Annotated in this window: 17 protein-coding genes and 2 pseudogenes; 11 read left to right on the forward strand and 8 right to left on the reverse strand. The window is 59.4% G+C overall.

Annotated features, from left to right (window positions below):
- Positions 1 to 100: 100 nt before the first annotated feature.
- The 3 genes from CVS27_RS11575 to CVS27_RS21290 all read right to left on the reverse strand — a co-directional run bounded on the left by CVS27_RS11575 (position 101) and on the right by CVS27_RS21290 (position 3,569).
- The gene (locus tag CVS27_RS11575) at positions 101 to 2,077 is read right to left on the reverse strand and encodes an Ig-like domain-containing protein (RefSeq protein ID WP_103465906.1); all 1,977 of its coding nucleotides are present in this window, start codon (positions 2,075 to 2,077) and stop codon (positions 101 to 103) included.
- 487 nt (positions 2,078 to 2,564) lie between these two features.
- On the reverse strand, positions 2,565 to 3,026 hold the full coding sequence (locus CVS27_RS11580; protein WP_103465907.1) for a response regulator transcription factor: 462 nt from the start codon (positions 3,024 to 3,026) through the stop codon (positions 2,565 to 2,567).
- A gap of 291 nt (positions 3,027 to 3,317) precedes the next feature.
- Complete coding sequence (locus tag CVS27_RS21290; protein WP_243399983.1) at positions 3,318 to 3,569, reverse strand: hypothetical protein; 252 nt, start codon at positions 3,567 to 3,569, stop codon at positions 3,318 to 3,320.
- A 460-nt stretch (positions 3,570 to 4,029) separates the two neighbouring features.
- Between CVS27_RS21290 and CVS27_RS11590 the strand changes: the two genes are divergently transcribed.
- Both CVS27_RS11590 and CVS27_RS11595 read left to right on the forward strand, forming a co-directional pair.
- On the forward strand, positions 4,030 to 4,923 hold the full coding sequence (locus CVS27_RS11590) for an NmrA family NAD(P)-binding protein (protein WP_165788298.1): 894 nt from the start codon (positions 4,030 to 4,032) through the stop codon (positions 4,921 to 4,923).
- Entirely contained in the window at positions 4,920 to 5,375 is a 456-nt protein-coding gene (locus CVS27_RS11595; RefSeq protein WP_103465910.1) for an NAD(P)-dependent oxidoreductase, read from the forward strand. The genes CVS27_RS11590 and CVS27_RS11595 overlap by 4 nt, the downstream gene beginning before the upstream one ends.
- Positions 5,376 to 5,738: 363 nt before the next feature.
- Here CVS27_RS11595 and CVS27_RS11600 read toward each other — a convergent pair.
- The 3 genes and pseudogenes from CVS27_RS11600 to CVS27_RS11615 form a co-directional block, all read right to left on the reverse strand.
- Positions 5,739 to 6,614: pseudogene (locus CVS27_RS11600) on the reverse strand (IS3 family transposase); the annotation flags it as partial.
- Positions 6,615 to 6,631: 17 nt separating this feature from the next.
- On the reverse strand, positions 6,632 to 6,922 hold the full coding sequence (locus CVS27_RS11605) for a transposase (protein WP_103465912.1): 291 nt from the start codon (positions 6,920 to 6,922) through the stop codon (positions 6,632 to 6,634).
- A 762-nt stretch (positions 6,923 to 7,684) separates the two neighbouring features.
- Positions 7,685 to 8,674 (reverse strand): nitrilase family protein, encoded by a 990-nt coding sequence (locus tag CVS27_RS11615; RefSeq protein WP_243400153.1) that lies wholly within the window; start codon positions 8,672 to 8,674, stop codon positions 7,685 to 7,687.
- Between the two features lie 126 nt (positions 8,675 to 8,800).
- Here CVS27_RS11615 and CVS27_RS11620 point away from each other — a divergent pair, with 126 nt between their 5' ends.
- A complete protein-coding gene (locus CVS27_RS11620; protein WP_103465915.1) occupies positions 8,801 to 9,682 on the forward strand; it encodes a LysR family transcriptional regulator in 882 nt (293 codons plus the stop codon).
- 407 nt (positions 9,683 to 10,089) lie between these two features.
- Here the strand turns inward: CVS27_RS11620 and CVS27_RS11625 are convergent, their stop codons facing one another.
- Positions 10,090 to 10,905, reverse strand: coding sequence for an NAD-dependent epimerase/dehydratase family protein (locus CVS27_RS11625; RefSeq protein WP_103465916.1), 816 nt, complete (start codon positions 10,903 to 10,905; stop codon positions 10,090 to 10,092).
- Between the two features lie 376 nt (positions 10,906 to 11,281).
- Here CVS27_RS11625 and CVS27_RS11630 point away from each other — a divergent pair, with 376 nt between their 5' ends.
- The 8 genes from CVS27_RS11630 (at position 11,282) to CVS27_RS11665 (ending at position 16,854) form a co-directional block, all read left to right on the forward strand.
- Positions 11,282 to 11,671 (forward strand): hypothetical protein, encoded by a 390-nt coding sequence (locus tag CVS27_RS11630; RefSeq protein ID WP_103465917.1) that lies wholly within the window; start codon positions 11,282 to 11,284, stop codon positions 11,669 to 11,671.
- Positions 11,672 to 12,071: 400 nt separating this feature from the next.
- Entirely contained in the window at positions 12,072 to 12,671 is a 600-nt protein-coding gene (locus tag CVS27_RS11635; protein WP_370739507.1) for a recombinase family protein, read from the forward strand.
- Positions 12,672 to 13,117: 446 nt separating this feature from the next.
- Positions 13,118 to 13,513, forward strand: a complete 396-nt coding sequence (locus CVS27_RS11640) for a cupredoxin domain-containing protein (RefSeq protein WP_103465918.1) — start codon at positions 13,118 to 13,120, stop codon at positions 13,511 to 13,513.
- Between the two features lie 8 nt (positions 13,514 to 13,521).
- A complete protein-coding gene (locus tag CVS27_RS11645) occupies positions 13,522 to 13,992 on the forward strand; it encodes a hypothetical protein (protein WP_103465919.1) in 471 nt (156 codons plus the stop codon).
- Between the two features lie 165 nt (positions 13,993 to 14,157).
- Positions 14,158 to 14,931 (forward strand): GVDTG sorting domain-containing protein, encoded by a 774-nt coding sequence (locus tag CVS27_RS11650; RefSeq protein WP_165788216.1) that lies wholly within the window; start codon positions 14,158 to 14,160, stop codon positions 14,929 to 14,931.
- A gap of 34 nt (positions 14,932 to 14,965) precedes the next feature.
- On the forward strand, positions 14,966 to 15,664 hold the full coding sequence (locus CVS27_RS11655) for a sortase domain-containing protein (RefSeq protein WP_103466018.1): 699 nt from the start codon (positions 14,966 to 14,968) through the stop codon (positions 15,662 to 15,664).
- 48 nt (positions 15,665 to 15,712) lie between these two features.
- Positions 15,713 to 16,354 carry a hypothetical protein gene (locus CVS27_RS11660; protein WP_103465920.1) on the forward strand — a complete coding sequence of 214 codons (642 nt, stop codon included), beginning with the start codon at positions 15,713 to 15,715 and terminating at the stop codon, positions 16,352 to 16,354.
- Between the two features lie 50 nt (positions 16,355 to 16,404).
- Positions 16,405 to 16,854 carry a cupredoxin domain-containing protein gene (locus tag CVS27_RS11665; RefSeq protein ID WP_103465921.1) on the forward strand — a complete coding sequence of 150 codons (450 nt, stop codon included), beginning with the start codon at positions 16,405 to 16,407 and terminating at the stop codon, positions 16,852 to 16,854.
- Positions 16,855 to 16,897: 43 nt separating this feature from the next.
- Here CVS27_RS11665 and CVS27_RS11670 read toward each other — a convergent pair.
- Positions 16,898 to 17,095: pseudogene (locus CVS27_RS11670) on the reverse strand (Tn3 family transposase); the annotation flags it as partial.
- Positions 17,096 to 17,164: the final 69 nt, after the last annotated feature.

The following is a 17,164-nucleotide window of genomic DNA, read 5'->3' on the forward strand; positions in this document are numbered from 1 at the left end:
GGGGAGCAGTTCATGAGGGCAGTTGGCCACTTCGTTTTAAAGACCACAAGGACAATCTGAGAACTTACTGGGCACTTGTGGTCGCCCCGCGATTAGTTCTCTAGCTCTGCGTTCGACGGCGCCGGATGACCAGCAAGGCACCGCCAAGCAGAACTAACGCAAGGCCCGCAATGCCAATGCCGAATGCCTGAACACCTGTGGAGGCAAGAGGACCGTTGCTAGCTTCCGGGGCAGGAGGCGGAGAACTGACAGCTCCAGGTGACGGGGCCGGGGTGACCGGCTTCACAGCCCCCGGAACATAAGTGACAGTCACGGCTGCCTCGGTGTTGTTTCCACGCACATCAGTGACCTGGTAGGTCACATCAGTCGGGTTACCGGAGAAGCCAGCCTCGGGTGTGAACGTCACAGCACCGGTTACAGGATCAACAGTCCACGTACCCTCACCCGGTACGACAAGCTCGGAAACCGGCTTACCGTCACCGTCAAAGAGCTTCACCGTGGTCGGATCAAGGTCGCCCTTGTCATTACCCAACACAGGAACCTTCACAGCAGAACCCTGAACATTATTCAGCGACTCATCCTTCACAGCCCCCGGAACATAAGTGACAGTCACGGCTGCCTCGGTGTTGTTTCCACGCACATCAGTGACCTGGTAGGTCACATCAGTCGGGTTACCGGAGAAGCCAGCCTCGGGTGTGAACGTCACAGCACCGGTTACAGGATCAACAGTCCACGTACCCTCACCCGGTACGACAAGCTCGGAAACCGGCTTACCGTCACCGTCAAAGAGCTTCACCGTGGTCGGATCAAGGTCGCCCTTGTCATTACCCAACACAGGAACCTTCACAGCAGAACCCTGAACATTATTCAGCGACTCATCCTTCACAGCACTAGGGGCCGGGTATGGTGCCGTGGTGAAACTGCAGGAGACGTTTTGCACGCCTTTGGGAATGGTAAAGGACCCGGATGCGCCGGGGCCGGAGGCGATGACTGCATCAGTGGCAGGATCTACGCACTTCCAGGAAGTCTCATAGAGTGCTGGATTGGTTGTCCCGGCGGGTGTCTGTTCGACGGTGTAGGTCTCACCAGGAAGAATGAGTAATGGGCCCACAATCTTGGATTCATCGTCGCCGGTCGTCGTGACTGTGTTGCCGGTGCTGATTCCGCCACCGCCGATAGTAACTGTGAACTGGTCTGTGTCATTGATGCGTTCCGCGGGTAGTTCAACCTGGACGGAACCGGTGAACGGCAGTGACCGGGAGCCGAGGTCGGTGATGGCGACGTCAAGAGTTTTTCTCTCAAGGACCTGGCCGGTGACCGGGTTGACCCTGAGGAAGCCGTTGGCTCCGCCGCCGGCGACGTAGAGGAAGCCATCTTTGGCAAAAGCCATGGAATTTAGCGCTACACCGGTCGCGATTTGCGGGCCGACTTTGACAGCCGCTCCTCCACTGGAGGTCAGTTGGCCTGCGTCCACACGGTAAATCTGACCCGCCGCGGCACTGCTGGCCACGAAGTACATGTTCCCGAGGCTGTCGAATGCGAGGTCACCATTGCCGCCCGGAGGGGCGTCCGCTGTGACGGGGATTGTCGTCGTTGCAAGCTTGTTCGTTGCAGGGTCGAATGTCTTGAATACGAAGTTGTTGCCGCCTCCAGCAGCTTGCCCGCCGAAGTAGAAGATACCGTTGGTGGGATTAACTCCACCCATGGTGTTGGGCACCGCAGGGGTTGCCCTGGCGGTGGTCTCCCAAAGCTCGGTCGATGCCGTGTATTCGAAAATGCTGGTGCCGTTGGTTAGCAGGAGCTTGTTGCCGTCGTTGGTGAGGCCAATTTGGTTTAGCCCGGTCACTCCACCTGGCACTTGCAATACAAGTGAGGTCGTGCCCGTGGCCAGATTAACAGAGACGATGTTGGAACCACCCGACTGAGTGGCGTACATCCCTGTGTCAGGGAAAGCAGCAGCCGCGAACGCAGCCTGCGGGATGATAATGAAAGCCCCGGTAACTAAGGCTGCGGCCAGCCCTGCACCGCCAGCCTTCTTCAGGTAACTGTTGCCGACGGATTGTTTCGGTGATCGCAAGATTTAATTCTCCTCGGGCGGGCAAATGTCCGCTAAGTACTTTTTTGTTATTTTTTTCTACTTAGAAAATCTAAGGTACAAAACAAGCTACAAAAAATCTCACGAGGATGACACCTATGTGCCTGTTGGCCGAACCTTAACCTCAACCACTGCACCAGCCACGGTGTTATCCATAGCAGTTCGATACACTCTGCACGATTGTTACGTTTCATTACGACCAATGACGGCGCCTGGCCACTTTGCTTCATCACCCGTTGGCTCAAGACAGTCTGCCTTGTCTTCACCTACCAACGAGCAGACATGATCTGAAGCAGTCACGTAGAGGGTTGGCGACGGATGGGCTCCGGGCGTTAGATCGATGTTAAGATTTCAACGAAGTGGAGAGCGCGGAACTCGGGTCATTCAACCCACTTTGAATACTTCAACACCTTGGTTCGGCTCTCTTCGCTTCACCTGCTCGTAGCGTCGGGAACGACCCCCGCATGGATTACTCGACGAATTCGGCCACCGCAGAGGGCCATAACATTTCACCCGATCGGCCCTGCTCGGAGCCCTTGGGGTCCGATACGTAACATACGGCTCGATTCACCGGACATAGCTGGTCAGCGGTTTCCCGTAACTGTTGGGGTTGAAAGGGTTTGGTCAGGTACGCGGCCGCCCCTGAGGATATGCTGGCCACCTCATCATCGGTCCCCGCGCGGCCAATCAGGAACAGCAACGGGGCCTTGGATACCCTCCGGATCTGGCGTGCGACTTCGTGGCCACTCATGTCAGGTAACCCGATATCCAAAGTCACCAGCACAGGATCCAGATTTCCTGCAGCTACAACACCTTCTGCACCCGAAGCGACAGCATGGACTTCGAACCCCGATCGAGTCAAAATAGCGCTGATCAAATCCCGAATGTCCCAGTCATCTTCGATAACTAGACAAACTCCTCGCGAACTCATGGCACCCCCGGCGCAGTCAGCCCAAGTCTAAACTCAACCAAACTGCCATAATCAACCCGATCCCTGCCAGCGCCTGCCAGTAAGACCCTAAGCGGAGCGATACAGAAATCCAGACCAAGGATTCATCAGCTTCCCAGGCTCCGCATGCAGCCAACACTTCCCGAACCCAGGGCATCCCCGGATCGCACCAGTGAGGGTTGTCTATAAGGGACACCGGATCAGCAAGTAAGGCAACGGAATAGCGGTAGCCCTTCCCATAAGGAATGAGGTTCAGCTGATACGCCTAGCTGGTCAGTTCACTGAGACGAGCGTTGACCAGGCTACGTCGATCACACATAGACCACCATCTGTCTCACGGTAGAAGACGTTTCCCGGATAGTCGGTGCCGGGCACTGCGCCCTCCGGGAGACCTTCGAGGTTGATGCTCCACTGAGGGTCGAGCGCCACTTGGTCGTCCCAATACTCCGGGGAAAACTTTTCCGGTTCACCCGCCGAGAGCCCTGACCAATCGCTGGGCGTGCCGAGATCTGCTACGGAATCCATGCAATCAATGTCTGACGTTTCACCCGAAGCTAAGTCACTCACGAGCTTCTCGGTCGCTTGAATCACCTGGGCGCCATCGCCTCCCCAGATCAGTGGGTCAATTGAACATCCAGTCAATAGTGCCGCGAGAGCACCCAGTGAAAGTCCGTAAACGGATCTGCGAATCGGTGTCATGCTTCGAATCTACCCCCCACACCTACCCGGCCTGCCATGAAAAACAATCAACGGAATGTAGCGCCCGGTAAAGGTTCCGCCTGCGGATGCCTAAGAGCAGTGTCCAGGACTTCGGACACCAGTGCAGTCGGCTTCGGAAAATGACAGCTATTGAGCTCATGGTTACCTGGGCAAAAATGACCGTTTTGGGTGGGTGCGTTGAATAGGACGGAACATGCCCCATTGGATCGGGAACTATCAGGGTGCGGGCTTGGTAACCTCAGAAACAGTGAAAGAAGGAGTTCTGATGGTTGAGGAATTGATTCTGGTGACCGGGGCTACGGGCAATATCGGCCGGGTCGTGGTCGATCAGTTGTTGGCCGCGGGGCTGCGGGTTCGGGCCGCGGGTCGTACCGTGGAGTCTGTGAGGGGAATGTTTGGGCAGCGGGTTGAGGCCGTCGCCATGGACTTCACCGACGAGGCGACGTGGCCCGGGGCATTTGCTGGGGTCAAGCGCATGTTTCTGCTGCGTCCACCACAGTTGGGCAAGCCGAAGAAGCAAATCGTTCCCGCCCTTGAATATGCCCGCGCCCAGGGCGTCGAGCAGGTGGTGTTTTTGTCCCTGCAAGGTGCGGAGAAGAACAAGGTCGTCCCGCACGCATCCATCGAAGCATGGTTGCGTACTTCCGGTGTTGACTGGACCTTTGTGAGGGCTTCCTTTTTCCACCAGAATCTTTCCACAACACATTTGTCCGATATCCGCGACCGCGATGAGCTCCTGATCCCGGCCGGCCGGGGAGCGACAGCGTTTGTGGATGGGGAAGACGTCGGAGCCGTAGCCGCCGCCGAGCTGCTGAACCCCGCCGGTCATCGCAACACCGCCTGGACCGTCACCGGGCATGAAGCCCTGACCTATGAACAGATCGCACGGATACTGACTCGTGAGCTTGGCCGCCCCATCAGGTACGCCAGGCCCGGCATCCTCCGATACCTCCGACACGCGCGTCGAACCCTTGGCATGCCGTGGGGCATGGTGTGGGTGACGGCCGCCATCTACACCACAGCTCGTTTTGGATTGGCCGATGCCTTGACCGATACCGTGCACGAAGTATTAGGCCGAGATCCGATCAGCTTCGCCGAGTTCGCGCATCGGGAACGCGAAATCTGGACCTTACCGGCGCCCACAAAGGAGAATCCATGAAAATCGCGGTTCTGGGAGCTACCGGTCGCACCGGCAGCCTTGTCTTGGCAGAAGCACTCTCACGCGGACACCAGATCACCGCACTTGCCCGTAATCCCAGCATGCCGGGGCGTTCGGACGTGGATACAGTCGAAGGTGATATCGGCGACCCAAACGCACTTATTCGCGTCTTCGAAGGAGCCGACGCGATGATCTCGCCGATTGGTGCCCGCTGCCGCGCCGTAGATCTGCACACCCTGCTCGCCACGAACAGCATCCACGCCATGACAGCCACGGGCGTGAAAAGGTTCGTCGGTGTCAGCGTCGGAGGCCTCGATGTCCCCGGCGACCGCAAAGGGCCCCGCGACCGGTTCATCGGAGTCTTGGCACGTACCCTCGCCGGGGCGGCATCGGGTGACCGGGAACGCGAATACCAAGCATGGCAGGCCAGTGACCGTCGTGGACGCTACTGAGGGTCCCCCGCCTCATCGACGGCGACACCAGCATGCCGGCAATCGTCGACCCACACATCCCGCCGCGTAAGACCGTGCTGCACCGTTCAGCGCTTGCGACGTTGCTGCTGGACTGCGCCACCACCGATCAATACATGCAGCAAGCACCCTTCGCCGCCGACAGCTGACCTACGCACACAACACAATCCCGCACGCTGGCCCCCGGGACCGTCTCAGAACCGATCGTTTGTGAGCGTTCGTTAGTCTCATGGATTTCCGTAGTGCATTCCAGTGGCCTCGGCAGTCAGATCACCTGGTTCTCGCCCTGTATCGATAGTATGTGGTGTGTCAAGGATCTGGGACAGCTCGTTTCGTTTTTTTGGGTTAGGCACCAGCGGGTAGCTGTTGGTTTTGGGCGGTGTGGTTGGCCATTGCTGTACCTGGCGGCAGGCCACCATTATGGGTGTGGGGCCGCCAGCGGTTGTAGAAGGCCTCGACGTAGTGCATGGTGGCCCGTCTGGCTTCCTGACGGGTCGGGAAGCTGTAGTGATGGTGGAACTCGTTCTTGATGGTCGAGAAGGCGGACTCGGCCACGGCGTTGTCCCAGCAAACACCGGCTAATCCCATGGACTGGCGGACACTGTTTCCTGCGCACCAGGCACCGAATTCACGGGACGTATATTGTGTCCCATGGTCGGAATGGAAAATTGCGTTAGCCCTCAGATGGCCTCTATCTCTGGCCATTTCCAGGGCACTGACACACAAGGATGCGCGCATGTGGTCAGCCATGGCCCAGCCCACGATCATGCGGGTGCACAGGTCAATGACGGTGGCTAAGTACAGCCATCCTTCACCGGTGCGCAGGTACGTGATGTCACCGACCAGACGGGTACCAGGCGTTTCTGCGGTGAAGTCCCGGCCGATCAAGTCCTTGAAAACCTTGTCCGGATCGCAGGGGGTGGTGGTGCGTTTGAAAGCCCGCATCCGCCTGGCCTGCCACCCGTTCTCGGCCATGATCGTAGCCACCGTTCCCACGGATACCTCCACCCCGGCGGTGGATAGTTTCGCATGCACCATCCGGTGGCCAAAGATCCCATCGGAAGAATCAAAGACGGTCTTGACCTGATCGGTCAGCTCCAGTCGGCGTAAGCTCGTCGGTGTCGCTCCGGCGTCTTTCCATCGGTAGTACGAGGATCGTGGGACTCCTAGTTGCCGGCACATCCAGGATACTTTCTCTCCGGCGTTCTCCTCCTGTTGAACAAGACGGTAGCTGGTATCTACCGTTGTTCTTTGGCGAAGAACGCCGACACTTTTTTCAAGAACTCATTCTCCCGCTCCACTTCCCGCAGTCGGGCTTCCAAAGCCTTATATTTCGAGGCATCCACCGGCTGCTCAGGCTTCACAACGGCACTTCCTGGCACTTCATGGGCGAGCTTCACCCATCGTTTGAGGGCGGTCAGGGAGATACCAAGTTCAGCAGCCACGAGCGCTAATGAGCGGCCGGAGGAATCAACCAAGGCCACGGCATCGGCTTTGAACTCATCGGAATACGTTGGACGAGAAGACATAGGAACAATCCTTTCAGGAACTGTCCCACATCAGTACTACACCTCAAGCGTTGGAGAACTGAGCTGGTGCTTGAGGGCGAGCTCAGACTGGGTTCCTTCACCATTCAGGAACTGACGGACAAGGGCGAGTTTGAACTCGAAGCTGTACACCGGTCTGGTCGGTTTACTTTCCAACGTCGATCTACCCCAAATCATGAATCGTTCCCGAAGACTCCGGGTGGCCTTGGCGCTAACGTTCAGTTTTGAGGCTACAGCGTAGTACCCGAATCCCTCCTCGAATAGATCAAGGGCGGCCAACCGCTGAGCGGCGGTCAAGGAACTTTGTGGACGCAAGAAAAACTCCCCGGAAGTGATGGAACTGAATTATTCAGTCCAACTTTCGGGGTGCAGTTCACTATTGGGGGACGGTTGGCCACTTCGGTTCAGACACTTCAAGGACAGTCTGACAATTGGCTTGGCATCCCACTCCCCGACCACAACCAGGCAACCCACAAATAGGGTTCCCTGACAGCACCAGCACCCCGGCCCGGCACCTGGTCAACCAAATATCTCCCCATAGAAACCAACGCGCCCTAGAGGCGCACACAAAAGTTGCACAAGATCCCGAGCAACTTCTTAGGCGCTCCGTGTCCGGCCCGCAGCGGTAGCGCGTCGTGTTCCATCGCACCGATCGCCAATGACGGTGGGTACCGCTTTTGGCGCGGCCCATCTGCGGCGGAGGCTGGGCCAGCTGTCTAGTTACTGAATGGTTGTTCGAGGTCCCTACTGAATTTTGACTGGGTCTGCTGAGAAGCGTGCGGCGCGGACATCGAACTCATTGCCCTGCTTTTGGTTCAGGATGGCGTAGAGCTCTGGTCTGCGCCCTCGGATCCACCGTCTGCCGGTTGAAAGGGGAATGAGGCCGAGATCGAGATCGGCGGTAACAATCGCTTCGTCAGCGACCCAGGTTTCGGCGATGATCGAACCGTAGGGGTCGATGATCATCGCATTGCCTGTGCGGATCTCGTTGTCGTCGTGACCTACGCCGTTGCTAAAGAGAATGAAGATTCCATTGTCGTGGGCGCGGGCTGGTAGCCACCGCATGAGCCATTCGCGGCCATGTGGGCCGCGAATGGCTGCTTGGATCGCGTCGGGATCTGCTGCGCGGTTTTCCCAGAGGGTGGCAGGGATGGGTTTCATTCCGCGCGGGCTCGGGGAGTTGGTGCCTCCGGTTTGGTGGGGTGCCAGGAGTACTGTCGCGCCCAGGAGCGCGGTTGCGCGGGCGTTTTCGACGAGGTTATTGTCCCAACAGATCAGGATTCCGATTTTGACCCCCCAAGGAGTGCCAAAGACCGTAAACCGTGAGCCGGATTCGATGGCCTCGTGTTCGAAGGCGTGGATCTTTCGGTGTGTATGTTGGGATCCGTCGGGAAGGCATACCGTATACGAGTTGTAGAGCCGGCCGTCTCTCCCGGCCTCCAAATAACCGACGCCGATGCCCACACCTAGTTCACGGGAGAGCCCGCTGACCACGCGGATGCTTGCACCGTCGTCGGGTTCGGCAAGCTCCTTCAAGCGCTGGGTCGTTTGCCTGCGAAGATGCCAGTAGCCAATCAGGCACATTTCCGGAAAAACGACCAGCTGCGTTCCATCCTCTGCTGCCATGGTCGCCAACCGACGAATGGCTTTCAGATTGAGGTCCGGTCGGTCAGGGACAGCTTCGAACTGCACGGTTGAGGCGCGAAGGGTTAACTGTGGATCGTTGGACATCATGTCTCCTCGGTGGGTGTTGAACCTCTCCCATGCTTGCCAATCCCATGCATTCTGTCTATTGAAACTTTGGTGGGTTTCGATTCCATGCTGGCATGCAATTTAGTAGAATTCCGATAGGGTTGCAGCATGGAACTCCGCCTGTTGCGCTCATTTATAGCGGTCGCCGAAACCCGGAACTTCGGAGCCGCGGCGAGAGCGCTGATGACAACCCAGCCCGCCCTCACCAAGCAGATTCAGGTTTTGGAACGGCAGACAGGAAACACGCTGTTTACCCGGGGGCGCCACGGCGCATCGCTGACCGCTGCCGGCGAGGCTCTACTGGCAGACTCGACTGATCTGGTGCGCAGGGCAGACGCTCTGGCTTTGCGTATGGAGCGCGTGGCAATGGGCGCCGAAGGTGTACTCAATGTGGGCTTCGGGATGTCCACCATCGACGTTGCGCCCCGCTCCGTAGCGGCCTTCCGGGAATGCCACCCCGCGGTGGACATCAGGCTTGAAGACATGTCCTCCTCTGTGCAGTTCGCCGCCATCCGCGAAGGTTCCGTACACGTTGGCTTTGTTCGGCTCCCCGCCCCGCCTGAAATGGGCACCAGAGTGATTCGCCGTGATCAGCTTGCCCTTGCTGTCCCCTCCGGTGAGGCAATTCCGGAACCTGATCGGAGTAGTTTGCGAGAATGCCTCCAAGACCGCCCGCTCATTCGTCTGCTGAAGGACAGGGGGCCAGGGCTGGCCGCTCAAACCAACGAACTGTTCACCGATCTGGGATGTAGCCCGACCGTGATGTACGAGACCTCCGACTTGTTGACAGTATTAGCTCTGGTCGCGGCAGGAGCAGGCTGGTCACTGGTACCCGCCAGCGCCTCAGCGATAGTCCCGGAGGGGGTCCAACTTATCCCAATCGACCTAGAATCCGCAGTCTGGAGCGTCGGAACTGCATGGCTCCTCAAGAGCCAAAGCCCCTTGGTCCCCCTGTTCCTCCAGTCAGTTGAGACCAACGTAAAAGGATGACGCAACCGGTCAGCACCCGGGACTGGGTACGTCGCGAAACTGGCATCCGTCGTCTTTAAGTACCGGACCCGAACGCGCCATCGCGTATCGACTGCGTCCAACGACGAACGATACCCAGACGAACGATACCCACTCTCAGCTACCCGAAGATGACGAGAGACGTGTTCCACTTCCAAGGAAGTGGGACACTGCCGGAAGGGTGGCAAGTCTCATGATTCGTGGATACCCGGCCTCGGCATTCACCTGCCGTGGGCGGGTCCTAAAGTCGTTCTACAGCAAGCCGCCCTGGCGGCCTTTTTGCGAGGGATTAAACTAGTTCTTGCCTTTGGCTGAGGGGCGGGGAGCATCCGTGAGTGCTTCCCTTCTGTTTCCGCCTGCTCGAACGTACTCGAGCCGGTGGGCAGCGATCACTGCCCGGCACTCGGGGTCGTATTGTATTGGCGCGAGAGGGTGTATTCGGGAGAGGCGAAGGCTCCTCCTTGCGGTCTTGTGGGCTCTCCTGAGATCTCTGGTGCGAAGTTCTCCGCGTCGTCTTGAGGATGGAAGCCAATCCGTGTGCCCGCTTCCAGGTCCCACCAACGTCGGGTATTCCGGGACACCGCGTAGTACGTGGTGAACTGGTAGTCCCCGGCGAGTGCCGCATTGAATGCGCGGGTGCAGTCGTCGTGGCTGAGCCACGTGCTCAGCTCGCGGGGTGTGCTGGGTGAGGCTTCGAAACTACCGATACGCAGGCAGGCGATTTCCAGGCCAAATTTATCCGAGTACAGACGGCACAGTGTTTCTGCTGCGGCCTTGCTTACACCGTAGAGACCGTCAGGACGGAATGGCTGCTCGGGACTGATAGTTCCCTCGCGAGGGTAGAAGCCCGTCGCCCGATTGCTGCTGGCATAGACGACACGCCTAATCGAGTGCTGTCGGGCGGCTTCGAGCACGTGGTGGGTGCCAAGGATGTTTGCCGAAACGAGATCGGCGAAGTCTGCCTCGTCGGCGATTCCACCCAAATGGATGATCCCTGTGACTCCCTCAAGCGCAGCGTGAACGGTATTGAAATCACGAAGATCGACAATGAGGCTCTTTTCGTTGGGAGGAACCGGGCCCGGATCGATGATGTCGAGCAGGAGTAAATTGCCGAGCTGGGAACCGAGTGTGGTCCGTAGATGGCGGCCTACTTGTCCTGCCGCACCCGTGATCGCCCAGAGCGTGGGCTTTGTCGAAATGGTCATGCTATTCCTGTCTTTTGATCATCGGCACCTCAGAACATCGCCGTGCCGGGAATACCCAAATTGAAGCCCCGCTAGGGTTTCGGCCGCCGGCTTCCAGTTGAGCCACCAAGGTAAGCCGAATGCACACAAACGCTACCAGTCGCCAGCGACAACCCGCCGCCTCAGATCGGATGCCCCCTCGTGATATATCCGTCCCAGTTCGAAGGAACTGGGACACTCCACCAGTGAGACTGCTTTGGTCGTGAAACACTGTCATTTTCAAGAGGCGAGTGCACGCATTTCCTGCTGGAATAGACTCGAATCCAGCAGGATATAGAGACTCTCGTGGATAGGGCCGGGCGCTCGAACATCGGACGGAAGAATGAAGGATTAAGGCATGGATGCAACTCCCAAATTTGTCAGGTACCAGGCAACCCAACTGGATGAGCGTGGGATCTACGACGGGATATTTGGTTTGGCCAACAGACTGGCAAGAAACGGCCAGCTCAACGCTGAGGACTACCAATGGTTGCAGGACGCGAATGCCTGGTACGACGACACCTATGCCGACCCAAACCTTATAGACCCCACCGTCTACGACCGAACTCATAATCCGCACGCCCAAGCATGGTTCAAAATCAGCGCAACGCACCTGCTGGCCAGGGTTCCCGGTTACCTGAACCTGCTGGACCGCTACGGGATGCCATGGGAAGAACTTCGTTCATCAGCCCCGGGGCATGTCCTCTATGAAGACGATGTTCAGGTTGTTGTGGACCCGCACCGCTGACCCGCCCTAACCAGGGATGGCCGGAGGACGCCAAAGCCGCCAACGAGTCCTATCACTAGGCAGAGGGCCAACTCGCGGCCACAAGGGCTACCGCGGACGCTCGCCCAGCCGAACTGGCCCGCACTTTGAAAGGGCAGGGCTACACGCTCAAGGACATGGCCAAGGAGATGCATTGCGGAAGTACCCGTGTCCCAGTTCCTAGGAACCGGGACACTCCCCCGCTGGGACTCCACCACCAAAGAAACATGTCATTTTCAGTACTCGTCTGCAAAGCGGGCCGCTTGTTTCCGGGGTTGTGCAGGCGAGTGCTGAAAATGACACCACGAGCAACAGTTGGAATTGCAGTAGGCAACCACTGTTGCAAGACACTTGGAGAAGGAAAAGGGCAAGCTCGTCGGGTATGCACGAGTATCGACCACGAGTATCGACCAGGACACAAGACACCGATCGGCAAACCACCGATCTGCTCGGCGCCGGAGACCGCCACGATGACCTCTACGCCGACCACGGAGTAAGCGGAGCCAGGAACAGCCGACCCGGATTCGAAAAGGCCCCGGAAGCTCTCCATGACGGCGACACCCTCGTCATCACCACCCTGGACGGACTCGGCCGCTCAACCACCAACATGCTAGGCCTTGCTAAAGCGCTGCGGCAGCGAGGAATCGGGCTGCGGATACTGCGCCTGGGCGGCGGCGACGTCGATACCGGCACCCCCATGGGCTCAATGGTCTTCACGGTCATGTCCGCCCTGGCACAAATGGAACTCGACATCAAACACGAACGCATCACCGATTCAGTATCCAAACGCCGCGCCGCCGGCAAAGACCTCGGCGGGCGACGGGCACGCTTCACCAACAGCCAAATCGAAAACGCTCTACGCCTCATCAACGCCGGCCAGCCAGCAACCCATGTTGCCCGGGACCTTGGCATGTCCAGAGCAACCCTCTACCGACGGATCGCAGAACTCGGAGCCCAACACTGGATCAACACCCAAAACTAACCACTCACGCAACCCCGGTCTAGGTATCAGACCAGCTACTTGTCGGGTAGGGACAGCTCTAGGAGTACCGGGCCAATGAACGCCTCAATCGCGAGCTTGGAAGTCGGACAGACGTGGACGGGATCTTCCCCGACAGGAACTCCCTCATCCTACAATCCCAGACCGTCGGCACCCCAGCCACGAAGGAGGCTGAAACGATCACCGACATGGCGCTCAGAACCCAAACAAACCCCGGATCACGTATCAACTGTGTTACGCCACACATTTAGTCTTGACCAGACGACTTCCTTCGGACATCATGGAGCCAATTGGGTTGGTTATTCCGCTAGTCCCCGGCGGGCAGTCCTTGAGCGCAGGTGAGATGAATAGCGCGTGAGGGGGTTGTTTCCTGATGGGCGCGCCATCTGGCGGGTGCGGGACAACATTCCTTATTGAAGGGGATTGTCATGAGAGCGATCAACCGTATTCTGGCCCTAGCTGGAATCGTATCGTTGGCGGCCATCGCCGGCTGCGCAGCTCAGGAAGGGGACTCTTTCACCCCGCCGCCCGCGGCCAGCTCCGCTGCCCCGTCGGCTGACGGATCGGCGCAGGCTGGTGAGGCGGATATCACGATTCTGGACTTCGCCTATGAGGTTCCGGAGTCGGTTAAGCCGACGGCGATGGTGACGGTAACGAACGCTGACATCGCCCCGCACACGCTGACTGTTAAGGACAAGGGCGGATTCGACATTGAGGTCCCGGGCGGGGCAACGGTGACCTTCCAGGCCCCGGATGCCCCGGGTGAGTACAAAATTATTTGCAGCTTCCATCCGCAGATGAACGGGACGCTGGTCGTGAAATGACCCGAGAAATGAGCCGGCCGGAACTAGAATCGCATCTACGGTTTCTGTGGGTGCTGCGTGTCGGTGTCGCGGCGGGCCTGGTGGTCAGTGCCGTGATCCATGTCCAGCTCGCCCCGGGCTACCAGCAGGGTGCCCCGGGCGGACTCGGGCAAGGCACCTTGTTTCTGATCCAGGCCGGAGCCGCGGTCCTGGCCTCGGTGTTCGTACTAGTCACGGGCTCGCGCACCGCTTTCGCGGCCGCCGCCGTAGTTGCGTTGTCGTCTCTGGTCGCGGTCATCCTGTACCGGTATGTCCAGGTCCCGGCTATTGGGCCGCTGCCCTCAATGTATGAGCCGGTTTGGTACGCGGCCAAGGTTATATCGGCAGTCGCTGAAGCGGTCGCCGGGGCCCTGGCGGTGGCCGGTTACGCCCTGCTGCGCAAGAACCAGTCGGGATCGGGGACGGCTACTCGGGGCCGCCGTGGCGCCTCGACTAATTGAACCAGACAGATCACGGCCACCTGAACACCCACGCCTCTCTGGCCTACCTGAATCATGTGGCGCAATTCACGTTCTTACCCATCCTTTTCTGGTAGCGTCTCGAAGTACCGGGATCCCATCCCCGGCGAGCCAACATCACACGAATGGGTATGAGGAGATTTTTCGATGAAAAAGACACTTCGCTTTATGGCTGTTTCCACCTTCGCTTTGGCCGCTCTGGCCCTTTCCGGTTCCCCCGCGATGGCAGCGGATCAGTCTTACCAGTCGACCTTGGGCCAGCTCAACGGCAGCGCAGGCGCCGGCACCATCACAGTTGATGTCACGGGCAACCAGGCCCACGTTGTTCTGAAAGTTTCGGGTATGCCGGCGACGTTCATGGACGCCCCGTACCCGCACGTCCAGCACATCCACGGCGGCAAGCAAGGCACCTGCCCGGACCCTTCGGCCGACAAGGACGGCGACCAGGTCATCTCCACCACTGAAGGTGACCCGTTCTATGGCCCCATCGTCACCACGCTGTCCACCAGCGGCGACACCAGCCCCGCAGCAGGCCTTGACCTCAAGGTTGGTGGCCAGGGCGCCGCGTACACCGTTGACCGCACGTTCGAACTGAACCCCGAAACCCAGGCGGCCCTGAAAGCGGGCACCGCCGTGGTCGTCGTCCACGGCCTTGACCCCGCCACGCTCAGCGCGGCAGGTCAGGCCGCCAAGAGCGACCTTGCACCGACCCTTCCACTTGCCGCCACTTCCCCCGCCTTGTGCGGGACCTTGCAGGCCGGCCAGATGAAGATGCCGGCAGGCGGCGCTGACACCGGCGTGACCGCCGAATCCGGCACCGACACCGGAGCCCTCGCTATCGGCGGAGGTTTGGCTCTGATCGCCCTCGCCGGCGGAGCTTACGTCATCCGCCGCCGCCGCAGCAGCGAATCAGCAGCCTAAGCAAGGGCTGACTGGACCCATCACTGTGACACTCATGAATCCCGGCCACCGCAGAGGCCCCCTGGCCTCTGCGGTGGCCGGGATTCTGCTCCTGCTCACCGTGGCAGGCTGCGGCGCAGGAAACAACGGAACGCCCGACGACAGCTCCCCAACTTCCGCTTCCGCCTCATCTCCGGTATCACCCGGCATGTCCGCGGCTCCGACACCTGCTACAGCCACCCCGCCGCCCGTTGCCGCCGTGGCGTCCCCGCCCGCACAACAGCTTTCGCCGGTGATGAACGCGTCGGCACCCGTCACCCTGACCATTGCCTCAATCGGGGTTCGGACGGACCTTCTCCACTTAGGGCTGCGGGAGAACGGCTCCCTAGAAGTACCGGAAGACACCGGTGACGGCGCACCCGCCAGCTGGTACAACGGCTCCCCCACACCCGGTGAACGGGGACCCTCCGTGATGCTCGGTCACGTCAACGCCTTCGGCGGGAACACCGGGGTGTTCGCGGACCTCCGGAAGCTCAAAAACGGCGACGAAATCAACGTGTCCCGAACCGACGGCAGCATCGCCGTGTTTATCGTTGACCGCGGAGCCCTCTACAGCAAGAACGAATTCCCCACCCTTGAGGTCTACGGGAACACAAAATTCGCTGAACTCCGGCTCGTTACCTGCGACGGCTACGACCCCGCCACAGGCCTCTTCGACGACAACTACGTCATCTACGCCAAACTCAAAACCTGACAACGGCTCTCGCCTGCAGAAGCAGGAGAGGGCACGGATGGATAAGAAATGAAGAATCGAAACCAGGCCCTGGCCGCCCTGGCCGTAGCATCGATGCTGCTCTCCGGATGCGCCGCAGCTACCGGGTCCGTTTCCGCCCCGTCAGCGGTTTCGGCGACGGCCCCGTCCGCAGCGTCACCCGAAGCAGGGCACACTGACAGCCAGGGCGGCGGGCATCACGGCGGGGGTACGTCCTCGCCCGGTGCCACCAAGGACGGGCCCAGCGATGCTGCCCTGATGGTCTGCGGGGACCAGCCGATGGACAGGCTCACGTCCATCCTGAACCTGAAGGAGGACCCGCACACCATCAACGACTGGGCCAACAATACCTTCACCTGCACCTACCACTTGAACGAGGGCGCACTGACAATCTCAGTCCATGAGGCCGTCGACAAGGCGTCCGCCCTAACCTACTTCAACGCGATGCAGGCCCTGGCCAAAGACGCCTCACCCATCGAAGGCCTCACGAACCTCGGCTTCCCGGCCTACGAAACCGACGACGGATCAGCGGTGTTCCAAAAAGATGCTTTCGTCCTGCACGTGGACGCCACAGACCTGCCCGCAACCATTGGACCGGAGAACATCACCAGGAACGCCCTTGCCTACCAGCTCTCCTCCACCATCCTCGCCTGCTGGATCGAACACCCCTGACCCCATGCGCAACCCGACACCCATTTTCGGTGCCCATGAAAGGTTCACCCATGAAAGCAAACACCAGAACCGGTAGCAGGATCGGACTTGCGGCAGCAATAGCAGTGCTGGCCCTGTCCGGCTGCGGAAACCCCGGCACCTCCGGGGCAGACACAACAGCCTCGCCCACACCAGCGGAACAATTCCAGTCACCTCCTTCCACCACCACAGACACCTCTCCCTCAACCTCCGGCCCGGGCACAACACTCGCGGCGGCCCCGGAGAAAATACTGATCAAGGGCTTCAAATACCAGGGAACGGAAACCGTGAGCCCCGGAGCCGAGATCACCGTCACCAACGAAGACATCGAAGCGCACACCATCACCGCTGACACCGCCAACGCGTTCGACGTCAATATCCAGGTCGGTACCACCACCTTCACCGCCCCCACCGAACCCGGGGCCTACCCTTACCACTGCAACTTCCACGGCAACATGAAAGGCACCCTCACCGTGAAATAACTCCCGGCAGAAGGGGTCGCCGCAGAAAACGGAAAATCGTACGCTAAGGCCGTCTGCCGTGACTCAGGGGTCTGAATTTGCCTGTGCCGGGCATGGCGGTGTTGCGCCAGGTGTGGTCGCCAGTGAGGTTGATGTGTTCCCAGCCCAGTGGTGAGAGGTATTGAAGGAGAGCTTCACGGGCTTCGTGGTCGTGACTGCCGAGTGCATGTGCGGCTCTTTCGAGGTAGACAGTGTTCCAGATACATCATCGGGCAAGGCGACGTTGGCGCTTACACGTGACTGTCCCGCAGAGGGTTCCCGTATCGGGCAA

It is taken from the genome of Arthrobacter glacialis (assembly GCF_002909445.1).
GTDB classification, from domain to species: Bacteria; Actinomycetota; Actinomycetes; order Actinomycetales; family Micrococcaceae; genus Specibacter; species Specibacter glacialis.

Coding starts and splice junctions, on each gene's coding strand:
- CVS27_RS11580 (WP_103465907.1), bottom strand. CDS start 3,026: ATGAGTTCGCGAGGAGTTTGTCTAGTTATCGAAGATGACTGGGACATT.
- CVS27_RS21290 (WP_243399983.1), bottom strand. CDS start 3,569: ATGGATTCCGTAGCAGATCTCGGCACGCCCAGCGATTGGTCAGGGCTC.
- CVS27_RS11590 (WP_165788298.1), top strand. CDS start 4,030: ATGGTTGAGGAATTGATTCTGGTGACCGGGGCTACGGGCAATATCGGC.
- CVS27_RS11595 (WP_103465910.1), top strand. CDS start 4,920: ATGAAAATCGCGGTTCTGGGAGCTACCGGTCGCACCGGCAGCCTTGTC.
- CVS27_RS11605 (WP_103465912.1), bottom strand. CDS start 6,922: ATGTCTTCTCGTCCAACGTATTCCGATGAGTTCAAAGCCGATGCCGTG.
- CVS27_RS11615 (WP_243400153.1), bottom strand. CDS start 8,674: ATGATGTCCAACGATCCACAGTTAACCCTTCGCGCCTCAACCGTGCAG.
- CVS27_RS11620 (WP_103465915.1), top strand. CDS start 8,801: ATGGAACTCCGCCTGTTGCGCTCATTTATAGCGGTCGCCGAAACCCGG.
- CVS27_RS11625 (WP_103465916.1), bottom strand. CDS start 10,905: ATGACCATTTCGACAAAGCCCACGCTCTGGGCGATCACGGGTGCGGCA.
- CVS27_RS11630 (WP_103465917.1), top strand. CDS start 11,282: ATGGATGCAACTCCCAAATTTGTCAGGTACCAGGCAACCCAACTGGAT.
- CVS27_RS11635 (WP_370739507.1), top strand. CDS start 12,072: ATGCACGAGTATCGACCACGAGTATCGACCAGGACACAAGACACCGAT.
- CVS27_RS11640 (WP_103465918.1), top strand. CDS start 13,118: ATGAGAGCGATCAACCGTATTCTGGCCCTAGCTGGAATCGTATCGTTG.
- CVS27_RS11645 (WP_103465919.1), top strand. CDS start 13,522: ATGAGCCGGCCGGAACTAGAATCGCATCTACGGTTTCTGTGGGTGCTG.
- CVS27_RS11650 (WP_165788216.1), top strand. CDS start 14,158: ATGAAAAAGACACTTCGCTTTATGGCTGTTTCCACCTTCGCTTTGGCC.
- CVS27_RS11655 (WP_103466018.1), top strand. CDS start 14,966: ATGAATCCCGGCCACCGCAGAGGCCCCCTGGCCTCTGCGGTGGCCGGG.
- CVS27_RS11660 (WP_103465920.1), top strand. CDS start 15,713: ATGAAGAATCGAAACCAGGCCCTGGCCGCCCTGGCCGTAGCATCGATG.
- CVS27_RS11665 (WP_103465921.1), top strand. CDS start 16,405: ATGAAAGCAAACACCAGAACCGGTAGCAGGATCGGACTTGCGGCAGCA.